Source organism: Variovorax sp. GW821-FHT09D07, from assembly GCF_059416345.1.
Map to the genome: position 1 here is coordinate 601,303 of NZ_JBWKOY010000002.1, position 20,137 is coordinate 621,439.

Annotated in this window: 21 protein-coding genes; 4 read left to right on the forward strand and 17 right to left on the reverse strand. The window is 69.5% G+C overall.

What is annotated here, in order from left to right; all coding sequences use genetic code 11:
* Positions 1 to 177: 177 nt before the first annotated feature.
* From AC07OX_RS09105 to AC07OX_RS09135, 7 genes are all read right to left on the reverse strand, one after another.
* Positions 178 to 540 (reverse strand): DUF2845 domain-containing protein, encoded by a 363-nt coding sequence (locus AC07OX_RS09105; RefSeq protein ID WP_495260564.1) that lies wholly within the window; start codon positions 538 to 540, stop codon positions 178 to 180.
* Positions 541 to 588: 48 nt separating this feature from the next.
* Complete coding sequence (locus AC07OX_RS09110) at positions 589 to 885, reverse strand: hypothetical protein (protein WP_495260563.1); 297 nt, start codon at positions 883 to 885, stop codon at positions 589 to 591.
* Between the two features lie 132 nt (positions 886 to 1,017).
* Positions 1,018 to 1,476 (reverse strand): chromate resistance protein ChrB domain-containing protein, encoded by a 459-nt coding sequence (locus tag AC07OX_RS09115; RefSeq protein WP_495260562.1) that lies wholly within the window; start codon positions 1,474 to 1,476, stop codon positions 1,018 to 1,020.
* Positions 1,473 to 2,399: a Fe-Mn family superoxide dismutase gene (locus AC07OX_RS09120; protein WP_495260561.1), complete on the reverse strand. Its 927-nt coding sequence runs from the start codon at positions 2,397 to 2,399 to the stop codon at positions 1,473 to 1,475. Before AC07OX_RS09120 ends, AC07OX_RS09115 begins: the two co-directional genes overlap by 4 nt.
* A gap of 10 nt (positions 2,400 to 2,409) precedes the next feature.
* Positions 2,410 to 3,783: a chromate efflux transporter gene (gene chrA / locus AC07OX_RS09125; RefSeq protein WP_495260560.1), complete on the reverse strand. Its 1,374-nt coding sequence runs from the start codon at positions 3,781 to 3,783 to the stop codon at positions 2,410 to 2,412.
* A 170-nt stretch (positions 3,784 to 3,953) separates the two neighbouring features.
* Positions 3,954 to 4,394: a surface-adhesin E family protein gene (locus tag AC07OX_RS09130; protein WP_495260559.1), complete on the reverse strand. Its 441-nt coding sequence runs from the start codon at positions 4,392 to 4,394 to the stop codon at positions 3,954 to 3,956.
* A 75-nt stretch (positions 4,395 to 4,469) separates the two neighbouring features.
* Positions 4,470 to 5,234: an AraC family transcriptional regulator gene (locus AC07OX_RS09135; protein WP_495260558.1), complete on the reverse strand. Its 765-nt coding sequence runs from the start codon at positions 5,232 to 5,234 to the stop codon at positions 4,470 to 4,472.
* 102 nt (positions 5,235 to 5,336) lie between these two features.
* Here AC07OX_RS09135 and AC07OX_RS09140 point away from each other — a divergent pair, with 102 nt between their 5' ends.
* Complete coding sequence (locus tag AC07OX_RS09140; protein WP_495260892.1) at positions 5,337 to 6,164, forward strand: sulfite exporter TauE/SafE family protein; 828 nt, start codon at positions 5,337 to 5,339, stop codon at positions 6,162 to 6,164.
* A 20-nt stretch (positions 6,165 to 6,184) separates the two neighbouring features.
* Here AC07OX_RS09140 and AC07OX_RS09145 read toward each other — a convergent pair whose 3' ends face one another.
* Both AC07OX_RS09145 and AC07OX_RS09150 read right to left on the reverse strand, forming a co-directional pair.
* A complete protein-coding gene (locus tag AC07OX_RS09145) occupies positions 6,185 to 7,837 on the reverse strand; it encodes an ankyrin repeat domain-containing protein (RefSeq protein WP_495260557.1) in 1,653 nt (550 codons plus the stop codon).
* A 176-nt stretch (positions 7,838 to 8,013) separates the two neighbouring features.
* Positions 8,014 to 8,652: a class I SAM-dependent methyltransferase gene (locus tag AC07OX_RS09150; RefSeq protein ID WP_495260556.1), complete on the reverse strand. Its 639-nt coding sequence runs from the start codon at positions 8,650 to 8,652 to the stop codon at positions 8,014 to 8,016.
* A 136-nt stretch (positions 8,653 to 8,788) separates the two neighbouring features.
* Here AC07OX_RS09150 and AC07OX_RS09155 point away from each other — a divergent pair, with 136 nt between their 5' ends.
* Positions 8,789 to 10,060 (forward strand): M20/M25/M40 family metallo-hydrolase, encoded by a 1,272-nt coding sequence (locus AC07OX_RS09155; protein WP_062468836.1) that lies wholly within the window; start codon positions 8,789 to 8,791, stop codon positions 10,058 to 10,060.
* Positions 10,061 to 10,100: 40 nt separating this feature from the next.
* Here AC07OX_RS09155 and AC07OX_RS09160 read toward each other — a convergent pair whose 3' ends face one another.
* The 8 genes from AC07OX_RS09160 to AC07OX_RS09195 form a co-directional block, all read right to left on the reverse strand.
* Positions 10,101 to 12,125 (reverse strand): DUF3300 domain-containing protein, encoded by a 2,025-nt coding sequence (locus AC07OX_RS09160; RefSeq protein ID WP_495260555.1) that lies wholly within the window; start codon positions 12,123 to 12,125, stop codon positions 10,101 to 10,103.
* Positions 12,126 to 12,323: 198 nt separating this feature from the next.
* Complete coding sequence (locus AC07OX_RS09165; protein WP_495260554.1) at positions 12,324 to 12,950, reverse strand: DUF3299 domain-containing protein; 627 nt, start codon at positions 12,948 to 12,950, stop codon at positions 12,324 to 12,326.
* A gap of 2 nt (positions 12,951 to 12,952) precedes the next feature.
* Entirely contained in the window at positions 12,953 to 14,215 is a 1,263-nt protein-coding gene (locus tag AC07OX_RS09170; protein WP_495260553.1) for an ABC transporter permease, read from the reverse strand.
* The gene (locus AC07OX_RS09175) at positions 14,212 to 14,958 is read right to left on the reverse strand and encodes an ABC transporter ATP-binding protein (RefSeq protein WP_095946849.1); all 747 of its coding nucleotides are present in this window, start codon (positions 14,956 to 14,958) and stop codon (positions 14,212 to 14,214) included. The genes AC07OX_RS09170 and AC07OX_RS09175 overlap by 4 nt, the downstream gene beginning before the upstream one ends.
* Before the next feature lie 4 nt (positions 14,959 to 14,962).
* The gene (locus AC07OX_RS09180; protein WP_495260552.1) at positions 14,963 to 15,553 is read right to left on the reverse strand and encodes a DUF2796 domain-containing protein; all 591 of its coding nucleotides are present in this window, start codon (positions 15,551 to 15,553) and stop codon (positions 14,963 to 14,965) included.
* Positions 15,550 to 16,458, reverse strand: a complete 909-nt coding sequence (locus tag AC07OX_RS09185; RefSeq protein ID WP_062468825.1) for a sulfurtransferase — start codon at positions 16,456 to 16,458, stop codon at positions 15,550 to 15,552. Before AC07OX_RS09185 ends, AC07OX_RS09180 begins: the two co-directional genes overlap by 4 nt.
* 53 nt (positions 16,459 to 16,511) lie before the next feature.
* Positions 16,512 to 17,444 (reverse strand): DMT family transporter, encoded by a 933-nt coding sequence (locus AC07OX_RS09190; RefSeq protein ID WP_062468822.1) that lies wholly within the window; start codon positions 17,442 to 17,444, stop codon positions 16,512 to 16,514.
* A gap of 57 nt (positions 17,445 to 17,501) precedes the next feature.
* Positions 17,502 to 18,647: an aromatic ring-hydroxylating oxygenase subunit alpha gene (locus AC07OX_RS09195; RefSeq protein ID WP_070061819.1), complete on the reverse strand. Its 1,146-nt coding sequence runs from the start codon at positions 18,645 to 18,647 to the stop codon at positions 17,502 to 17,504.
* A 272-nt stretch (positions 18,648 to 18,919) separates the two neighbouring features.
* Here AC07OX_RS09195 and xseB point away from each other — a divergent pair, with 272 nt between their 5' ends.
* Positions 18,920 to 19,186, forward strand: a complete 267-nt coding sequence (gene xseB, locus AC07OX_RS09200; RefSeq protein WP_062468817.1) for an exodeoxyribonuclease VII small subunit — start codon at positions 18,920 to 18,922, stop codon at positions 19,184 to 19,186.
* Entirely contained in the window at positions 19,183 to 20,121 is a 939-nt protein-coding gene (locus AC07OX_RS09205; RefSeq protein WP_495260551.1) for a polyprenyl synthetase family protein, read from the forward strand. The genes xseB and AC07OX_RS09205 overlap by 4 nt, the downstream gene beginning before the upstream one ends.
* Positions 20,122 to 20,137: the final 16 nt, after the last annotated feature.

Sequence of the window (20,137 nt, forward strand, 5' to 3'; positions counted from 1 at the left end):
CGGGCCTGCTCCCTTGCTCCAACGAGTCCGTTGCCTGTTTGGGCATGCGTGACGGGGACGATGGGCCATGGTGGCCCTGCCAGGCATCGTCGTCAACGCCGTTGCGCGGGCGTCTTCCCCTGTAGTGGGTACCGGAGATGTTGCCGGGCGTTTCGGGCGCACTGATCGGTCGACCCCCTAACGGCCGCGGTCCCCGTCGCGCACCGATTCGATGGTGCCGTTGTAGATGCGCACGATGCCGAAGAAGGTGCCCGGACCCCGGTCGTAGGTCCACTCTTCCATCGGCACGCATTGGTTGGCGAGCACGGCCTCGGGGCTGCCCGGCCGATAGGGCGTGAGGACCCAGCCCAGCTGCACCATCGGCACGCAGACCGCTTGCCGGTAGACCGGCTCGCCGCAGGTCTGGAGCAAGGTCGCGGGCGACGCCCCTTTTCCGACGAGGTAGCCGTTGCAGGCGAGGGACTGGGCCGCGGCGGAGCCAGCAGCGAGCAGGGCGGCTGCGATCGACAGCCCCGTGGCCAGGCACGCGAAACGAGTCACGCCCGGCATCGTTGACCCTCTTGAATGCTTCATGCGTTCATCACTCACTCATTCACGAACCAGCTGGGCGTACCGCCAGAGGCCCCAGACCGCGCCGACGGTGACGCCGATGCCCACGCTCCAGCCCGCCGGCACATCGAATCCGAGGGCCAGGACCAGCATCAAGCCGACGCTGACCAGCGCGATGAACGTCAGCGTGACGACATCGAAGCGCGCGACCTCGACGGTGTCTTGCGCCACGCTGCGGTTGCGCTGGCCATGCTTGCGGCGCAGGCCGCGGAACAGCAGGACATCGAGAACGAAATCGAAGATGCCGACGACAAGGTCGGCCAGGATGCTCCACATCGGGACGCTCCATTTGCGGTGACACCCTGGGTTGTCGCTGTGCGCTCAAGGGGCCGACCCGGGTGGTGCGGCGGAGCCGGGCGAAATGTTAGCGCGCTTCCGGCAAGGCAGGCCATCGTCCTCCGACCCGCTTCACCCCGGCATCTTCGGTGGCCAGTGGTGCGTCTCGCCGCGGCCCTCGCTGCACCAGGCATGGAGCGCGTCGTACATCACCAGCCCGTGCTGCAGCATGACGTGGTCGTCGGCGAACACGCGCGACAGGCCCAGCGAGATCGCGTAGAGCCCTGCCGACTGCGGCGTGAGGTCGAGCCGCGAGGTGTCCGCACCGCGCACGATGTCGGCCATCTGGTGCAGCGCAGGCTCGGTGAGCCGGTACTTCGCGAGGAAGGCGTCGAAGCTGCAGCGCTCGCCGACGTGGCTCATCTCCACGCCCGGAATGTCGTAGGGCGTGGCGCCGGTGCTTTGCGCCATGGCCAGCACGTCGGCCGGCGGCACGTAGAGAAACTCGGCCTCGCGGTCGATGAAGCGCAGGATCAGCCACGGGCAGGCGATGCGGTCGATCTTCGGGCGTTCGCGGGTGATCCATTTCATGGCGTGGCTCCTGGGGCGGCAGGCTTGGGCTGGAGCGGACGGCCGGCGGCCTGCCAGCCGTCGATGCCACCGCGCAGATAACGTGCATCCAGGCCCGCGGCGCGCAGCCGCAGGGCCGTGCTGCGCCCCACCTCGTGGCCGTACACGCAGTAGACGACGAGCGCGCGGTCGGCCGGCAGTTCGGCGGCCCAGCGATCGACCGCCGCCGGGTCGCGCCAGCGGGCACCGGGGAGCATCGACGTGGCCTGCGCGAACACGCCGGCACGGCGCACGTCGAGCAGCATCGATCCGGCCACGTCGTCTGCTGTCGCGCCGAAGGGTTCGCTGGCGGCGTGCACCGCCTGCTGGTAGCGCGCGTACACCGGGGCCCAGTCGATGTTGGCCATGAACGCTTCGACGTACGCGCCGGCGGCGGCGCCGTGGTCCAGGTGGTAGGCGTGCTCGTACATGTCCAGCGCCAGCAGCGGCATGCCGCCCGCCAGCGCGTGGGTGTGGTCAGCAGCCCATTGGTTGACCAGCGTGCCCTCGCGCGGCTGGAAGCTGAGCAGCACCCAGCCCGAACCGCCGCCGAGCGCCCGGCCCATGGCGGCGAACTCTTCGCGCCATCGGTCGACGCTGCCGAAGCTGGCCGCCAATGCGAGCGCCATGGCGGGCTCCATCGTCTGGCCGTCGCCGCCGAGCGAAGCGAAGTACAGCTCGTGCAGCAGCATCGAGTTGCTGGCGATGAGCTCTTCGCGCTTGAGGCCGTTGAGCGCGAAGCCGGGCATGGCGGTGAACGATGCCGTGGCGAGTTGCGCGCGGATGGCGTTGAGGCGCTTGATGGCGCCGCCATAGTTGTTCTGGTGGTGGCTGTTCAGAAGCTTCTGCGACAGCCCGCGCAGCGTGGCGGGGTCGAAGGGCAATGGTTGGGGTCGGGCGTCCATGGGAACTCCTTCAGCGCGGCAAGGAAGACAGCCACGTGAGCGCTAACCCGACGGCCGCGCAGGCACCGAGCAACGTCATCACGCCGACCTTGAAGCGGAACAGGGCGATGGCCGCGGCCACGGCCATCACCGCCGAGATCGCATCGAAGCGGCCTGCGAAGCCATGCGGCCAGAGCACGTGGTACGCGAAGAACAGCGCCAGGTTCAGGATCACGCCCACCACCGCCGCGGTGATCGCCGACAGCGGTGCCGTGAAGCCCAGCCGGCCGTGCGTGGCCTCGATGGCGGGCCCGCCGGCCAGGATGAAGATGAACGAGGGCAGGAAGGTGAAGAAGGTGACGACCGTCGCGGCCAGCGCGCCGGCGAGGAACAGCGAGTCGGGCCCCAGCACCTGCGTCAGCCAGCCGCCGACGAAGCCGACGAAGGCCACGACCATGATGAGCGGCCCCGGCGTGGTTTCTCCCAGCGCCAGCCCGTCGATCATCTGCGCGCCGGAGAGCCAGTGGTACTGCTCGACGGCCCCCTGGTACACGTAAGGCAGCACGGCATAGGCGCCGCCGAAGGTCAGGAGCGCAGCCTTGGTGAAGAACCCGCCCATCTGCGTGAGCGTGCCGTGCAGGCCCTGGGTCGCCACGAGCACGCCCATGGCCAGCAGCCACAGGCCCAGGCCGATGCCCAGAATTTTGAGCAGGTGCGCGCGGGAAAAGCGCGCGTGCGCCGGCGTGGGCGTGTCGTCGTCGATCAGCGCCGGGCCGTGGTGCTGCTGCGCGCTGCCGTGGCCGCCGCCGAGTGCGAACACCTCGGGCGCCCATCGCGCGCCGACGTGGCCGATCAGGCCGGCGGCCAGCACGATCGCCGGAAACGGCGCGTCGAACGCGAAGATGGCGACGAAGGCCGCGGCGGCGATGCCCCACATCCACCGGTTCTTCAACGCGCGGCTGCCGATGCGGTGCGCCGCATGCAGCACCAGCGCGGTGACCGCGGGCTTGATGCCGTAGAAGATGCCGGCCACCACCGGCACGTTGCCGAAGCGCAGGTAGACCCACGACAGCGCGATGAGGATGAACAAAGAGGGCAGCACGAACAGGGCGCCGGCCACGATGCCGCCGCGCGTGCGGTGCATGAGCCAGCCGATGTAGGTGGCCAGTTGCTGCGCCTCGGGGCCGGGCAGCAGCATGCAGAAGTTCAGCGCATGCAGGAAGCGCTTCTCGCTGATCCAGCGCCGCCGCTCGACCAGCTCCGCATGCATGATCGCGATCTGCCCGGCGGGCCCGCCGAAACTGATGAAGCCGAGCTTGAGCCAGAAGCGAAACGCTTCGGCAAAGGAAATGGGCGTGGGGGGCGCAGGAAGCGCGGAGGAGGCGTCAGGCAAGGCGGTGTCCACGGAAAACTCCGTTGAGGGTCACCAGCGCTTGGACGGGACACCGTCTTGCTTTGCAGCGCGGGAGGCTGTTTTCCCGCGGAAGGGCATCGTAGCAGTGGCCGTTCCTGCTGGCAACGCAGGGCCCTCAGGCCCTCTTCACGTTGCTGGAAAGCGCCCGTGCGTCCTTTCGGTCAGCGCGCCTGCGCGCACACGTGCTTGAACACGATCCCGCTCACCGTGGTGGGGCCGCCCACGGCCTTCCATTCGCTGCGCCGGGCGAGGTCGATGTCGTGCACTTCCAGCGGCCCGTTGTGGCTCACGACGCGGCGCATCTTTTCGCGCCGGCCCTTGCAGTCGTAGTCGTAGAGATAGCGCGAGGTGCGAAACGGGGTCTTGCCCACGTCGGTCTGCAGCTCGTCGTAGCGGTAGAGCGTCCACGCTTCCACGGCATCGCCATGCGGCTTGACCGAGTCGCGCTGCAGCAGCACCTGCTTGCGCGGGGTGGTGGCGATCTCGGTCCAGGTGTCGGCGGCGTGTGTGGGGACTGCAGCCAGCAAGGTCGCTGCTGCACAGGCGGATGCGACAAGGTGGCATGCCAGCACGGTGCGGTGCTTGGGCGGGCGAGGCTTCATTGGTTTCACTCCCTGTGAATCGGCGGGCAAGCAGGCGAAGGATGCCATGCATCGCCGCGGGCGAGAACCTGTGCCTCAGGCCGCGATGAACGCCGAAGGCTTCTGCCCGAGCCGCTTGCGGAACATGGTGGAGAAGGCGCCCGGGCTGTCGTAGCCCAGCTGAAGCGCCACCGCGGTCACCGGCCGGCCCATCGCCAGCTGGGCCATGGCCGAGAGCAGGCAGGCCTGGCTGCGCCATTCGGCGAACGCCATTCCGGTGTGCTGGCGGAAGAACCGGCTGAAGGTGCGTTCGCTCTGGTGCAGCTGCCGTGCCCAGGCCAGGGGCGACGTGCGCACGTCGGGCGCGTGCAGGAAGGCGATGCACAGCGCCGCCAGCCGCGGCTCGCCCGGCAGCGGCGCAAAGAAGGGCAGGGCCGCCGCGCGGCCGACTTCTTTCAGCACCAGCGACATCAACAGGCCGTCGCGGCCGCGTTCGTCGTACAGCGCCGGCACGTCGATGGCCTCGATCAGCAGCTGCCGCAGCAGCGGCGACACGGCCAGCACTTCGCACTGCGGACCGCCGCGCGGCGCGGCGGCCGGCTCGATGTAGAGGCTGCGCGTGCTGACGCCCACCATCCGCACCCGGTGCGGCTTGCCGGCCGGAATCCAGACACCGCTGTGGGGCGGCACGACCCAGGCGCCGTCGTCCGTGCCCACCTCCATCAGCCCGGTCGCGCCGTAGAGAAACTGGGCGCGGCGGTGGCTGTGCATTTCGAGCAGGGTGCCGGGCGCGTAGTCGGTGCCGATGGCCAGCACGGCGCGGGGTGTGGGGTCGAGGGTGTCGAGGGACTGGTTGCGCACGGCAGCGGATTCATGGGTTGGCCGGAACGCAAATATTGTTGACCGAACATCGCAAGCGCGCCAGACCCCCGGACTCTAGCCTCGAGGCTTCTTTCCGTGTCGATGGAGTGCCTTGTGTCGTTGTATGTGATGTTGGGGGTGTGCGGATGCCTGACGGGCGTCACCACCGTGCTGTTCGGTTTCGGCGGTGGATTCGTCGTGGTCCCGTTGCTCTACCAGCTGCTGTCCCAGCTGAATGCGGCCGACAGCGCCGTCGGGCAGTCGGCCATGCAGATCGCGGTGGCCACGTCCACCTGCGTGATGGTCTTCGGCGCGCTGCTGGCCACGTGGCGCCATCAGCGCGCAGGGACGCTGGACTGGTCGCACATCCGGCCGCTGCTGGGCGTCATCGGTGCCGGTGCGGTGCTGGGTGCGCTGGCCGCCACCGCGGTCCACGGGGAATGGCTGCGCTGGGCGTTTGCGGCGTACCTCGCGCTGACCATCGTGGACTGCTGGCTGCGCCCCGGCTTTCTTTCGCCGGCCGTGGCGGGCAAGGCTGCGCCCTCTCTCACGGCCACGGCGCTGTCGGGCCTGGCGATCGGCTGGATTGCTGCCTTCCTTGGCGTCGGCGGCAGCGTGATGACGGTGCCGCTCATGCGCCGTCGCGGCATCGAGATGAGCCGCGCGACGGCCATGGCCAACCCGCTGTCCCTGCCGGTGGCGCTGGCGGGCACGGCCACCTACGTGGCCCTGTCCGCCACCTCGACGCCGGCGTTCGGGCCGTGGCATGTGGGGTATGTCGACGTGCGCGCGGCGGCGGCGCTCGTGGCGGGCTCGTGGATCGGCATCCGCGTCGCCGCGCTGTGGATCGGGCGCATTCCGGACCGCATCCACGCCAAGGTCTACCTGGCCTTGCTGATCGTGGTGTTCGGGGCGATGGTGGTGCGCTGAGCGCGCGGCACCGTCCCGCTTCACGCCATCGATGCGCCCAGCAGGAAGTCCGTGACCTCGTCCGAGAACACGCTGCGCCGCGCACCGATGAGCACACCATCCGCACTCTCCGGGTCGGGCCGCGCGGGAGGCATGCCGTGCGCCACCAGGGCCTGGGCGCAGCCGACCCAGTCGCCGCCTTCGACGGGCTCGTTCAGCGAGGCCCACGACAAGGAGCCGCAGGCGTTGTCGCCGAAGCCATGCGGCGCCTGCCAGTCGGCACCGTGTGCGAGCAGGAACCGGGTGAGCGCCGCATCGCCGCAGAACACGGCGTGGTTGAGCGCCGAGGCGTCCCAGTCGCCGCCACGGACTTCGAGGGGCCAGCCGAGCGTGACCATCGCCTTCACCGCATCGCTGCAGCCCTGCGCTGCGAGCTCGGGCAGCAGGCGAAGCTGCGTGGGGTTGAGCGAGCCGATGAGCTCAGGGTGCCGTGCCTGCAGGTCGCGCGCCGCGGCTGCGTCGCCGCGCGCGCATGCGGCGATGAAGGCCTCGCTGGTGGGGAGTGGCGCCGGGTCGCCGCTCGCGGCCTGCAGCAGCTGTGCGACCTCGGTCAGTCCGAAGCGCAGGGCGACGGTGTGCGCGGGCGTGCCGTCTTGCGTGAACACGTTGGGGTGCGCGCCAGCGACCAGCAAGGCCTCGATGTGCGCCGGTGAACGGCGGCGGCGAAGGGCCCACAGCAGCGGCGAACCCCAGTCCGAGATGGGCGAGCCCTGCGGCGGTTCGTTCGCGTCGCCGCCGTGTGCGAGCAGGAGGCGCAACGTCTGGACGTCGTCCAGGTCGAGCACCCGGTACAGCGCGTTCGAACCCGTCACGCGTGCGCCGGCTTCCAGCAGCAGCTTCGTGCAGGCAGGCTGGTCCAGCGAGTGATAGAGCGATTCGCCGTCGTTCGGGTCGGCCCCGGCGTCGAGCAGCAGCTTCGTCAGTTCAGGGTCGTGGTTCTGGCCGGCCGCGCCGTACAGCGCGGAAAGCCGCTCGGTGTCGGCGGGCGTTTCGAGCGATGCGGGAGGCCAGCGGTTGCCTGCCGATTGATTGGGGGACGCACCGGCGTCGAGCAGGAACTTCGCACACGCGTGCAGGCGTTCGCGATAGTCCGGCAGTCGCATCAGGCCGGAATGCGTGACGGCCACGAGCGGCGGCAGGTGCAGCGGGCCACCCGCGCGATGGACCCATGCCGGGTCTTGCGCGGTGGCGTGGCGCAGCGCGGCTTCGTCGCCGATGGCGCAGGCCACCCAAGGGTCGCCACCCGCCGCGAGGGCAGGGTTCTCGTCGCGCATACGCAAGGCCACCGCGGGCCGTGCGCGGTTCGTGCCGCCGGCGATGTCGCCCGCGTACACGAGGCGCAGCCAATGGAGCACTGCTTGGGCCGGGTCATCGGCCTGCGCCCTGCGGGCGAGGACAAAGCCCTGCAGGTCTGCCCACGACGCGAAGCCGTACTCGCGCGCCACGCACGACTGCGCATCGTGCAGGCGCAAGCCTTGGGCTGCGAGGGCGGCATCGGTCTTGCCCGACGCAGCCGGCAAGGCGCTGCGAAATCGGTGAAAGGCCGCGGGGTCGTTGCTGCGGTAGAGCGCCAGCAGTTCCTTGGCTTGCTTCTTCAGGTGGCCGATGTCGGGCCGGGCGGGAATGCGCTTCATGGAAACCTCCGTGCATCAGGCGCCGATGACCCGCAAATCCGGCTGCACAAAAGGCTGTGGATCGTCATGAAGAAGGCAAGTGGGTTCAACCCTTCCCGCGGGCCCGGGCGCGGCTTGCACCGCGGGTCGGATGGTAGCGGATCGGGGCGGGGCGACGCCCTGCGCCGAAGTGCAGGTCACCGCTTGCGCGCCACGATGAAGGGGCGGTTCTCGCCACCCTTCGTCGCGTGGTTCTCGCTGGCAAGCACCTCGAAGCCGGCCGCCTGCAGATGCGCCCCGAGCTGCGCCGCCCGGAACACGCCGGCATGCGGCGCCAGACCGATCGCGCGCATCGCGGGCAGCAAGGCCAGCCGCAGCAGCGGGGTCAGGTCGCCGAGGCAGGGCGTCTTGGAGACGAACAGGCCCTGCGGTGCGAGCAGGGCGTGGATGTGGTGCAGCGTGCCGGGCAGGTCGCGCACCAGGTGGAGGTAGTTGAAGCCCAGCACGGCGTCGAAGGGGCCCTCGCCCGGTGCCAGCGTCTCGGCGGTCGCCACGCGGAACGCCAGGCCGGGCACAGGGGCGGCGGCGTGCTTCTCTTCGGCGATGGCGATCATGCCTTCGGCGATGTCCGTCGCCAGGTACGCGCGGGCGTGGCTCGCGAGGCGCAGGGCCGTCGTGCCGGTGCCGCAGCCCAGCTCGAGCACGCGCGCGTCCGGCTTGAAGAGAGCGCGGGTCCGCTCGAGCGTGCGCGCGTAGCCGGCCTCGTCCGCGATGGCGCTCTTCGCGTAGCGGCGCGAGCTGCGGTCCCAGAATCTGGCGTCGTTCGCGAGGCTCATGGTCTTGGACAGGCGGCGTGTGGAAGGATGCGGCGCACTGTAAACCGCCGCCCGGGCGCTGTCGCCGATTTGCGCCGCTTCGCCCGCCATGTCGCTATGCTGGCGCCCGCCAATCACTCCAGGAAAAGAGACTCTCATGACCATGCGTACCTCGTCTTTCTTCTCCCTGCGCTCCGTCGCCCTGGCCTGCGGCCTGGCGCTCGGCGCCGTGGCCACCGCGCAGGCGGCGCCCGATGCGAAGCTGCTCGCTGCTGCCGAGAAGGCGCAGCCCGCCGTCATCGACAACCTGAAGGAGATGGTGTCCATCGAGTCGGGCAGCCTGAACGTCGAGGGCCTGATGAAGATGGCCGACGTGATCGAAGGGCGCCTGAAGGCGGCCGGCTTCAAGACGGAGCGCCGCAAGGCCTCGGCCGGCGCGGGCGCCGACATCGTCATCGGCACGATCAAGGGCACGGGCAAGCGCAAGATCATGCTGCAGGGCCACATGGACACGGTGTACGCGCCGGGCATCCTGAACAGCCAGCCCTACAAAGTGGACGGCAACCGCATCTATGGCCCCGGCATCGCCGACGACAAGGGCGGCCTCGCGGTGATGATGGCGTCGCTGAAGATCCTGGCCGACGCGGGCTGGCGCGACTACGACACGCTCACCGTGCTCGTGAACCCCGACGAAGAGGTGGGCTCGGTGGGCTCGGGCGAACTCATCGCCACCACGGCCGACCTGCACGACACGGTGCTGTCCTTCGAGCCGACGGCCGCCAAGGCGGTGGCCAAGGGCGAGTCGCTGCTGCTCGGCGCGGCCGGCATCGCGCAGGCCACGCTCGAGGTGAAGGGCCGCGCGGCGCACGCCGGCGCTGCGCCCGAGCTGGGCCGCAACGCGCTGTACGAGCTGTCGTACCAGATGCTGCAGACCAAGGACCTCGCCAAGGACATCCCCGGCGTGACGCTGAACTGGACCGTGGCGCGCGCCACCGGCCCGATCAACCAGATCACCGAGAAGGCGCAGGCGCTGGGCGACATCCGCATCACGCAGCCCGGCGCCGAGAAGAAACTCACCGAGGCGCTGCAGGCCAAGATCGCCAGCGGCAAGCTGATTCCCGATACCGAGACCACGGTGAAGGTCGAGGTGGGCCGCCCGGCCTTCGTCGCGGGCGCCAAGGGCCGCGCGCTGGCCGAGAAGGCACAGGCGATCTACAAGGAGCTCGACCGCGAACTGGCGCTGACGCCGATGACCGGCGGCGGCACCGACGCGGGCTTCGCGGGCCGCTCGGGCAAGGCCACCGTGGTCGAGAGCTTCGGCCTCGCGGGCTTCGGCTACCACGCGCGCGACGAGTACATCGAGGTCGACTCGATCGTGCCGCGCCTGTACCTCGTGACGCGGCTGCTGACGGAGATCGGCAAGAACTGAGTTTGTAGCGCGCAGTGCGCCCGCGGCAGGGGCCGCGGGTTCACTGCGGTGCGTTGGGATCGCCCGGGCGGCGGCGATGGGCGGCGGCAGCCGCCGCGGCGGCCTGAGCCTGGGCTTGCTGCTGTTGCGCCTGCTGGCGTTGCATCTGTTCCTGCTGGTGCTGCTGCTGCTGGCGGGCCTGGTTCTGCGCGGCCTGCTGTTGTTGCTGCATCTGCTGGCGCTGCATCTGCTCCTGTTGCTGGCGTTGCTGGGCCTGGGCGGCCTGCTGCTGTTGCATCTGCATCTGGCGCGCCTGTTCCATCTGGGCCTGGCGTTGCTGTTGCGCGGCTTGCGCCTGTGCCTGTTGTTGCTGTTGCAGCTGCTGCTGGCGACGGGCCTGCTCCTGTTGAACCTGTTGCTGCATCTGCTGCGCTCGCTGGGCCTGTTCCTGTTGAGCCTGCTGCTGCATCTGCTGCGCGCGCCGGGCCTGTTCCTGCTGCGCCTGCCGTTGCTGTTGCTGGGCGGCCTGGGCCTGCTGCTGTTCCTGCTGGCGACGTAGCTGTTCCTGTTGCGCCTGTTGCTGCTGCATCTGTTGGCGGCGGCCCTGCTCCTGCTGGTCCTGGCGTTGTTGGCGCAATGCCTGTTCCTGTTGCTGCGCTTGCTGCTGGCGACGCGCCTGCTCTTGCTGGGCCTGCTGCTGTTGTTGCTGCTGCATCTGCTGGCGACGGGCTTGTTCCTGCTGATCCTGGCGTTGGCGCAGAGCCTGGTCCTGTTGCATCTGCTGTTGACGCCGTGCCTGCTCCTGCTGCGCCTGTTGTTGACGTTGCTGGTTCTGTGCCGCTTGTTGCTGCTGCATCTGCTGTCGACGGGCTTGCTCCTGCTGGTCCTGGCGCTGGCGCAAGGCCTGTTCCTGCTGCACCTGTTGCTGGCGCCGAGCCTGTTCCTGTTGCGCCTGCTGTTGCTCGCGCACCTGGTTCTGGGCTGCCTGCTGCTGCATCAGCGCTTGTTGTTGCTGCTGCTGTTGCTGGGCACGCGCCTGTTGCTGCAGCTGCTCTTGCTGCTGCGCCGCCTGCCATGCCGGCGCGCCGCTGCGATCGCCTGCGTAGTTGTTGTTGTAGACGTTGCGCACGTTGTTGACCACCGTGGTCGAGCGCGACACATACGTGCTGTTGTTGTAGACCACCGCGGGCCGGTAGGCGGGTGGCGGCGGCGCCGCGCGGTCGCGCCAGCGCGGTGCGCCCCAGTTCATGTTCCAGGCGTTCCAGCCCCAGCCGTGGCGCTCCAGTGCCGAGCCGACGATCACGCCGCTGCCGAAGGCCAGCGCGCCCACCGCGGCCACCTGGCCACGGCTGTAGCCGGGCTCGACCACCACCGGCGGCGGTGCATAGGCATAGCCGGGGTAGACGGCCACGGGCATGTCGTACACCACCTGCGGGTCGTAGCGCGGCACGTACACCACGTCGGGCTGCACGGGCTCGATGGTGATGAGCTCCTCGGGTGGTTCGATCACCAGGGGGCCCGCGTACATCGGCTGCATGTCGGGCGCGGGCGTGTAGTTGGGCGGCGTTGCGGCGCGCGCCACGCGCAGCTTGTCGTTGTTCTTGAGGCGACCGGCCTTCGAGGCGCGCTGGCGCATCACCTGGATCGCGTTCATCACGTCGGCCGGGTCGTTGTAGTAGGCCTTGCCCAGCGAGGTGGTCCACGCGATGTTGCCGGCCATCTGGTCCATCACGGGCCGGAACGCGGTGAGCGACTTCACGCTCGGGTCCCACGGCTGCTGGTTGGCGGCGTCGGCGAGCGGGCCGGCCTTGAGCGTGGGGTTCTGCTGCAACCAGCCGTGGGCCGCGGTGATCTGATCGGGGTAGGTGGCGCCGGCCAGGATCTGCGCGACGAGCTTGTCGGGGTACAGCGCGATGGGCGCGACCAACTGGTAGAGCTGCTCGGCCGAGGGCGGCGTGTAGGCGGCCGGCACCGGCGCGGCGACGGGCGCGGGGGCCTGGGTGGCCGGTGCTTCAGCGGCGGGAGGCGGCGGTGCGGGCTTGTCGCAGCCTGCAACGAACAACGCTGCGACGCACAGCGAAGCCATGAGGCGCCGCTGAAGGAGGGGGCGATGGGGAGAGGGTGTCATCTGGCATGTCCTGAAGACGCCGGCAGGGTGCCCGGAACTCCTTCAACGGCGGGCCAGAGCAGGCGATGACACAGCCTGCGCCCCGGATGCAACGGTCTGTGTCGGCGGTGCGCCGCCCGTCCTGTCGGCGCAGGACCACGAGACCCGGGGAACGTGCTACTTGGCGCCGCCCGAATACTTGGTGACGCTGCTGGCCTTCACGTGGTAGCCGCTCACGCCCATCATCGAGTCGTTGCGCAGCGTCTGCAGCTTGCCGGTGACCCACACGGTGTCCATGGCGCGGAACTTGGCGCCCTTTTGCGGAATGACGTGCAGGATCTGGTTGGCCGGCGGCGGCGGCGTGTGGATGCAGGCGCCGAAGTAGGGCACGAGCAGGAACTCGGTGACCTCGCCCTTGGCCTCTTCGAGCGGCACGATGAAGCCGGGGATCTTCACTTCCACGCCGTTGAGCGCGGGGTTGGTGGGCGCGTTGTTCGACACCTCCTGCATCTTCATCAGCAGTTCGTTGGCGCGCGGGTCGCCGTCGTCGAGCGTGCTCAGGTCGATGCCCTTGAAGGCCTTGGCCGGGTCCCAGTCCTTGGGCACCAGTTCTTCCCAGCTGATCTGGCGCGGCTGGCCCGACGCGGCCTGCGGCGTGGTGGCGGCCGGCTTGCCGCCCAGCGGGTTGGTCGCGGTCGTGTCCTTAGGTGCGGGCTCGGCGGCCCAGGCAGCGGCTGCGAGGCCGGCGCCAGCCAGCAGCATCGACAGGGCGGTGAGCACGCGGGGTGTGGAGGTCTTCGTCATGGTCAGATTCTCGGAGAAAGGCCGTCGGCCAGCGACAGGCGGTAGGCCCGGATGCCGGGCAGCAGGCTCGCGAGCCAGCCGGCGACCAGCAGGCTCGCCGTCAGCAGCCATTCGTTCAGTGTAGGTTCGGACAGGCTCAGCGTCAGCCCGAACTGCGCCTGCAGCCATGGCGAGAGCAGGGCGATGCCGAGCACCGCCATCGTCACGCCCAGCAGCACGCCCAGCACGGTGACCAGCGCGCCTTCGAGCGCCAGCAGCGCCAGCACGTGGCGCAGGCCCGCGCCCACGGCGCGCAGCACGGCGAGCTCGCGGCGGCGTTCGTTCAGGCCCGCCATCACCACCGACACCAGCCCCGCCAGGCTCACGAGCGCGACCAGTGCCGACATCAGCAGCAACGCGTTCTCGCCGATGCCGATCACGCTCCACAGCTCGTCGAGTGCCACGCCGGGCAGGATGGCCATCAGCGGCTCGCCGGTGTAGGTGGAGATCCAGCGCTGCACGCCGAACACGGCGGCGCGGTTCTTCAGGCCCACGAGTGCGGCCGTCACGTTCTTGGGCGTGAGGTCGAACTTGCGCACCTGCTCGGCCGGAATCTTCACGCCCGGCATCGGCGCGCCGCCCACCCATTCGAGGTGGATGGCTTCCATGGCCGCCAGGCCGATGTGCACCGTGCGGTCGACCGGCGTGCCGCTGCGCGCGAGCACGCCCACCACGGTGAAGGGCTTGTCGGCATGCTCGGCCACGTTGAGTTCGCCGCTGCCGTGCGCCAGCGTGATCTTCTGGCCCACGTGGTAGCCCAGCTTGTCGGCCACCTCGGCGCCGACCACGGCGTCGAACAGCGCGTCGAAGGGCTTGCCTTCGCGCAGCTTCAACGTCTGCCGGTCGCCGTAGCGGAAGTGCGAGAAGTACTCGGGCGTGGTCGCCAGCACCGAGAAGCCGCGGTGCGAATCGCCCAGCGACAGCGGCACCACCCAGTCGACGCCGGGATGCGCCTGCAAGGCCTGCACGCTCTTCCACGAGATGTTGTTGGTGGCCGCGCCGATGCGGAACACCGAGTACAGCAGGAGCTGCGTGGAGCCGGTGCGCGCGCCCACGATGAGGTCGGTGCCCGAGACCGACGACGCGAAGTTCTCGCGCAGCTCGGTGCGGATGCGCTCGACGCCCAGCAAAAGGAAGGTCGACAGCGCGATCGAGAACACGGTGAGCGCGAGCGTGAAGCGGCGGTTCCAGGCGCTGCGCCATGCGATGGAAAACAAGGCTCTCATGCGTCCACCGCCATCGCGCTCGACGCCGCACGGTTGATCTCCGGCAGCAGCACATGCCGCGCGAAGCGTGGTGCGATGCGCTGGTCGTGGCTCACGAACACGAGCGCGCTGTGGTTCACGGCGCAGGCCGTGAGCAGCACGTCGAGAAAGGCTTCGCGCCGGTCTTCGTCGAGCGCGGAGGTGGGCTCGTCGGCGATGACGACCTCGGGCTGGCCGATGAGCGCGCGCGCCGCGGCCACGCGCTGCTGCTGGCCGACCGAGAGCTGCAGCGCCTGGCGCTTCCACAGCGCACGGTCCAGGCCCATCTGGTCGAGCAGGTGCTCGGCTTCATCGCGCGAGCTGCCGTTGCGTGCGGCCTGCGCCTCGCGCCGTGCCGAGAAGCGGCAGGGCAGCAACACGTTGTCGAGCACGCTCAGGTAAGGCAACAGGTTGAACTGCTGGAAGATGTAGCCCACGTGCGCCACGCGGGCGCGGTCGCGCTGCGTGCCCGAGAGCTTGGCCCAGTCGTGGCCCAGCAGCGTGACGCGGCCTTCGTCGGCCACCAGCACGCCGGCCAGCAGCGACAGCAGCGTGCTCTTGCCGCAGCCGCTCGGGCCGTGCAGGAACACGGATTCACCCGCCGTAATGCGCAGGGCCTCGATGTCGATGCAGGGTGTCTTCACGCCGGGCCAGGTGAAGCGCAGGGCTTCGGCGGCGAGCACGACGCGCAAGTGCGTGGTCTCGGCCTGCGGGAGGGTGCTCACGCTGTCACTTGCCCAGCGTCAGGCGGGAAGGCTGCGCCGCCTGCGCACCGCTCGGGCGCTTCAGCTGGCGCTTGAACTGGCCTTGCGCGGTGGCGATCTGCACGTCGATCTGGCGTGCGCCTTTGAAGGCCGCGAACAGGTTCAGGTCGATGAACTTCGCGGCGGCGGCCTGGGTGCAGTTGAAGGAGAAAGAGGCGTCGAGGTCCGCGTGCCCACTCGATTCGGCGGGGTCGGGGTTGCCCAGGCCGAACGCGCCGGAGCGCAGGTCGACGGGGCCGAGCTTGCAGTTGGCGGCGGGATCGATGGTGAAGAGCTTGTCGGCCGCGCGCAGCTGGGCGATGGCGGCTTCGACGGTCTTCTTCTCGGCGTCGGTCTTGGGCGCGCGCTCGAAGCCGACGATGTTGTCCAGCGGCGATTCCATGGCGATCACGATGGTGGGCCCGTCAATGGCCACGTCGAGCTTGAGCTGGCCGTGCACATGCGCGTGCTGTTGCTGGGCCTGTGCGGGAAGGGCGACGGCCGCGAACAGCGCGGCGGCGGTCAGTGCGAAGCCGGAGGACGTGCGTCGAAGTCGGGTGTGCAGGGTGTGCATCATGGTTCTGCGCCTTGCCGGGTCGGCAGCCCCGGCGTGTTGCTCCATTCGCTCCAGCTGCCGGCATAGAGCGCGGTCGTCCCGAACCCCGCGATCTGCATCGCGAGCAGGTTGGGCACGGCGCTCACGCCGCTGCCGCACTGGTGGACGACGGTCGCCGCATCGCGCCCCGCGAGCAGTGCTTCGAACTCGGCGCGCAGTTGCGCGGCGGGCTTGAACTTGCCGTCGGGACCGATGTTGTCGGCGAAGGGCCGGTTCAGGGCCCCGGGGATGTGACCCGCGATCGGGTCCAGAGGTTCCACCTCGCCGCGGTAACGTGCACCGGCACGCGCGTCGATCAGGTTCTGGTCAGGCTGGCCGAGCCGGCGCACCACGGTGTCGGTGGTCACGAGCCTGGCGATCGGCTCGCCCTGTACGAAATTCGACTGGAAGCGCGCGGGCTCTTCGCGGTCGGTCACTTCGCCGCCCGCGGCCTGCCAGGCCTGCAGGCCGCCGTCGAGCACGGCCACGGCGTCGTGGCCCATCCACTTGAGCATCCACCACAGGCGCCCGCAGTAGTTGGCGCCGTTGCGGTCGTACACCACGGCCTGCATCGTGTTGGAGAAACCCACCGACGAGAGCCAGGCCGCGAACTTCTCGCGGCTGGGCAGCGGATGGCGCCCGCCCGAGGCGGGCACGCCGTCGTCCTGCGCCACCACCACGTCGCCGCGCGCGCCGGGCAGGCCATGCTTGGCGCTGAGGTCGGTGTCGAGGTTGGCGTACTGCGCGCCCGGGATGTGCGCGGCGGCATACAGCTGCGCGCCGGCCTCGGGCTTCATGAGGTCGAAGCTGCAGTCGAACACCATGAGGGGCGAGTCGCCCTCGCGCAGCTGCCTGAGTTGTTCGACGGAGATGAGGGTGGTGTACATGGCGGAAGCTCCTTCGAAGAATGGTTCGGCGATGGGTGCCGTGGCTGCTGCGTTCAGTGTTCCTCGGCCGGCGCCTTCGGCACGGCCCGCTGGCGCAGCACGGTGGCCGCGATGCCGCTGGCGATGATCAGCGCCATGCCGGCCCAGCCGGCGGCGTCGATGCGGTCGTCGAACAGCACCACGCTGTAGAAGGCCGCGAACACGATGCCCGAATATTGCAGGTTCGCCACCACCAGTGTGCCGGCCTGGGTCTTGGCGGTGGCGTAGGCGCGGGTCATGCACAGCTGTCCGAGGGCGGCCAAGAGGCCGATCGGCAACAGCCACAGCGCATGCTGCCACGTCCACGAACTGCCGCCCGAAAACCCGGTCGCGGCCGTGGCGAAGGCGCCGGCCACGGCCGAGCCGACCGCGAAGTAGAAGACCGTGCGCAGCTCGGGCTCGCCGATGCGCGACAGCGCCACCACCTGCATGTAGGCAAAGGCGGCCGTGACGCCCGACAGCAGGCCCAGCATGCCCGCGAAACCGTCGCCGCCGCCCACCGTGGGCTTGAGCATGAGCACCACGCCGGCAAAGCCCGCGAGCACGGTCATCACCAGCGGGCCCTGCAGCGGCGGGCGCTCGATGCGGCCGTCGCGCCCGGGCACCGGCACCCAGGCCAGCAGCGCGCCGCCGACCAGGAAGGCCGCGACCCACACGCTGCTCATGTAGTTGAGCGTGACGGCGGTGGCCAGCGGCATGTGGGCGATGGCGTAGAACCACGCGCCCAGCGACACCACGCCGATGGTGCTGCGCCAGGCGTGCATGCCGGGGTATTTGGTGGCCAGCGAGGTGCCGCGGTTGCGCGCCAGCAGCCAGAGAAACACGATGCCGATGAGGCCGCGCCCCAGGACCATCTCACCGCTGTTGAACCATTCGGAGGCCACCTTCACGACCACGCTCATGGTGGCGAACAGAAAGGCCCCGAGCACCATCCACAGTGCTTGCATCGATTGAATCCAGATCAGAAAAAAGAAAGCCCCGGCGGGTGCGGGGCGGGGTGGCGTTCAGGCGCGTGGTTGCTGCATCGCGTTGCGGTACCACTCGTGGAACTGCTGCATGCCGTCTTCCATGGGGCTCTGGTAGGGGCCGGTCTCGTTGTCGCCGCGCAGCATGAGCGCGCGGCGGCCGGCGTCCATGCGCTCGGCGATCTCGTCGTCTTCCACGCAGGTTTCCATGTAGGCGGCCTGCTGGGCCTCGACGAACTCGCGCTCGAAGGCGACGATTTCCTCGGGGTAGAAGAACTCGACCATGTTGAGCGTCCTGGTCGGGCTCACCGGGTGCAGGGTCGACACGGTGAGCACGTGCGGGTACCACTCGATCATCACGTGCGGGTAGTAGGTGAGCCAGATCGCGCCGTACTTCGGTGGCTTGCCGTCGCGGTACTTGAGCAGCTGTTCCTGCCACTTCTGATAGACCGGGCTGCCCGCGCGGCCCAGGCGGTTGGCCACGCCCACCGTCTGCACCGAGAACTCGGGCTTGAACTCCCAGCGCAGGTCGTCGCAGGTGACGAAGCTGCCCAGGCCGGGGTGGAACGGGCCGACGTGGTAGTCCTCGAGGTAGACCTCGATGAAGGTCTTCCAGTTGTAGTTGCACTCGTGCAGTTCGACGCGGTCGAGCGCGTAGCCCGAGAAGTCGAGGTCGGCCTGCGGGCCCAGGCCCGCCATGTCGGCCGCCACGTCACGGCCGCTGCCGTCGGCGTTCTTCTCGAACAGAAGACCGTTCCATTCGGTGAGCGGGTAGTTGTGCAGGTTGAGGCACGGGTCCTGGTCGAAATGCGGGGCGCCGATCAGCGTGCCGGTGGTGCGCGCGTCTTTCGCGGCGTAGGTCCAGCGGTGCAGCGGGCAGACGATGTTGCCGCCGGTCTGGGCGTCGAGCTGGCCCCGGCCCTGCAGGATCAGGGCCTGACGGTGGCGGCAGACGTTCGAGATGAGCTCCACGCCCTTGGGCGTGTGGACCAGCGCGCGGCCCTGGTGTTCCTGCGGCAGGGTGTGGAAGTCACCCGGCTCGGGCACGGCCAGTCGGTGCCCGACGTAGCGGGGCCCTCGCGCGAAAAGGTTCTGCATTTCGCGGGCGTACAAGGCCTCGTCGAAATACGCGGTAACTGGAAGTTGGCTCGCGGCCTGCTGCAGTTGAAGACTTAAATCAGACATGGAGGACCTGACCAAGCTCCCCACAGGGAGAAAAAAAGAAAAAACGGAAGGCGCCGTCTGCAAGGGTGACGGCCCGAAGAGGTGTGCCGGTGCGACCGGCGGGGGAAGCGGGGATTGTACCCGGGGGGCATTTTTGCGCCCGCCGGGTTTTTGCCTCGCATGGCCGGGCGTCATACAGGGTGTTGCAAAGGGTCGCGCGCGCGTGCGCGGGCTGCCCGGCGGTTCGTTGCGCCCCCGCCCTAAAATGTTCCGTTTCATCCACGATTCGTTGCATGCCCAAGGTGCCTTCTCCTTCCACGACCAGCCCGGCGGCGACGCCCGACACCGGGCCGCTGCCCGCCAGCTACGAAGCCGGGCTCCAGGAACTGGAACAACTGGTTGCAGAACTCGAATCGGGCCAGTTGCCGCTGGACCAGCTGCTGGGCAGCTACCAGCGCGGCGCCGCACTGCTCGGCTTCTGCCGCGACAAGCTGCAGGCGGTCGAGGACCAGATCAAGGTGCTCGACGCCGGCAGCCTCAAGCCCTGGACGGCCGAATGAGCGCCGTCCCGATGACCTCCGCTGCCTCCACCACCGCCACCCCCTGGGACGCGAAGACGCTGGCCGGCTGGGCTGAGCCCCACCTGGCCACGGTCGAAGCGGCGCTGTCGCGCTGGGTCGGCGTCGATGCGCCGGTGCTGCTGGGTGACGCCATGCGCTATGCCGTGCTCGACGGCGGCAAGCGGCTGCGGCCGCTGCTGGTGCTCGCGGCCAATGAAGCGGTCGGCGGCAACGCCCACGCCGCGCTGCGTGCCGCCTGCGCCACCGAACTCATCCACGCCTATTCGCTGGTGCACGACGACCTGCCCTGCATGGACAACGACGTGCTGCGCCGCGGCAAGCCCACCGTGCACGTGAAGTTCGGCGAAGCCGACGCGCTGCTCGCGGGCGACGCGCTGCAGGCGCTGGCCTTCGAGCTGCTCGCGCCCGAGGGCGACGAGGTGCCCGCGGCCATGCAGGCCCTGCTGTGCCGTCTGCTGGCGCGTGCGGCCGGCAGCCAGGGCATGGCCGGCGGCCAGGCCATCGACTTGGCCAGCGTCGGCATCGCACTGAACGAAACCCAGCTGCGCGAAATGCACCGCCTGAAGACCGGCGCGCTGCTGCAGGGCAGCGTCGAGATGGGCGCCGCCTGTGGCTCCGTGTCGCCGGCCGCGCTGGCGGCGCTGCGCGACTACGGCGCCGCCATCGGCCTGGCGTTCCAGGTGGTCGACGACATCCTCGACGTCACCGCCGACTCGCAAACCCTGGGCAAGACCGCCGGCAAGGACGCCGCGGCCGACAAGCCCACCTACGTGTCGCTGCTCGGCCTGGACGGCGCGCGCGCGCAGGCGAGCCAGCTTCTTGCCGATGCCATCGCCGCACTGAACAAGAGCGGCCTGGCCGACACCGCCGCATTGCGCGCCCTGGCCCACATGGTGGTCGACCGCGACCGCTGAGAAGAAAAAAGAACCC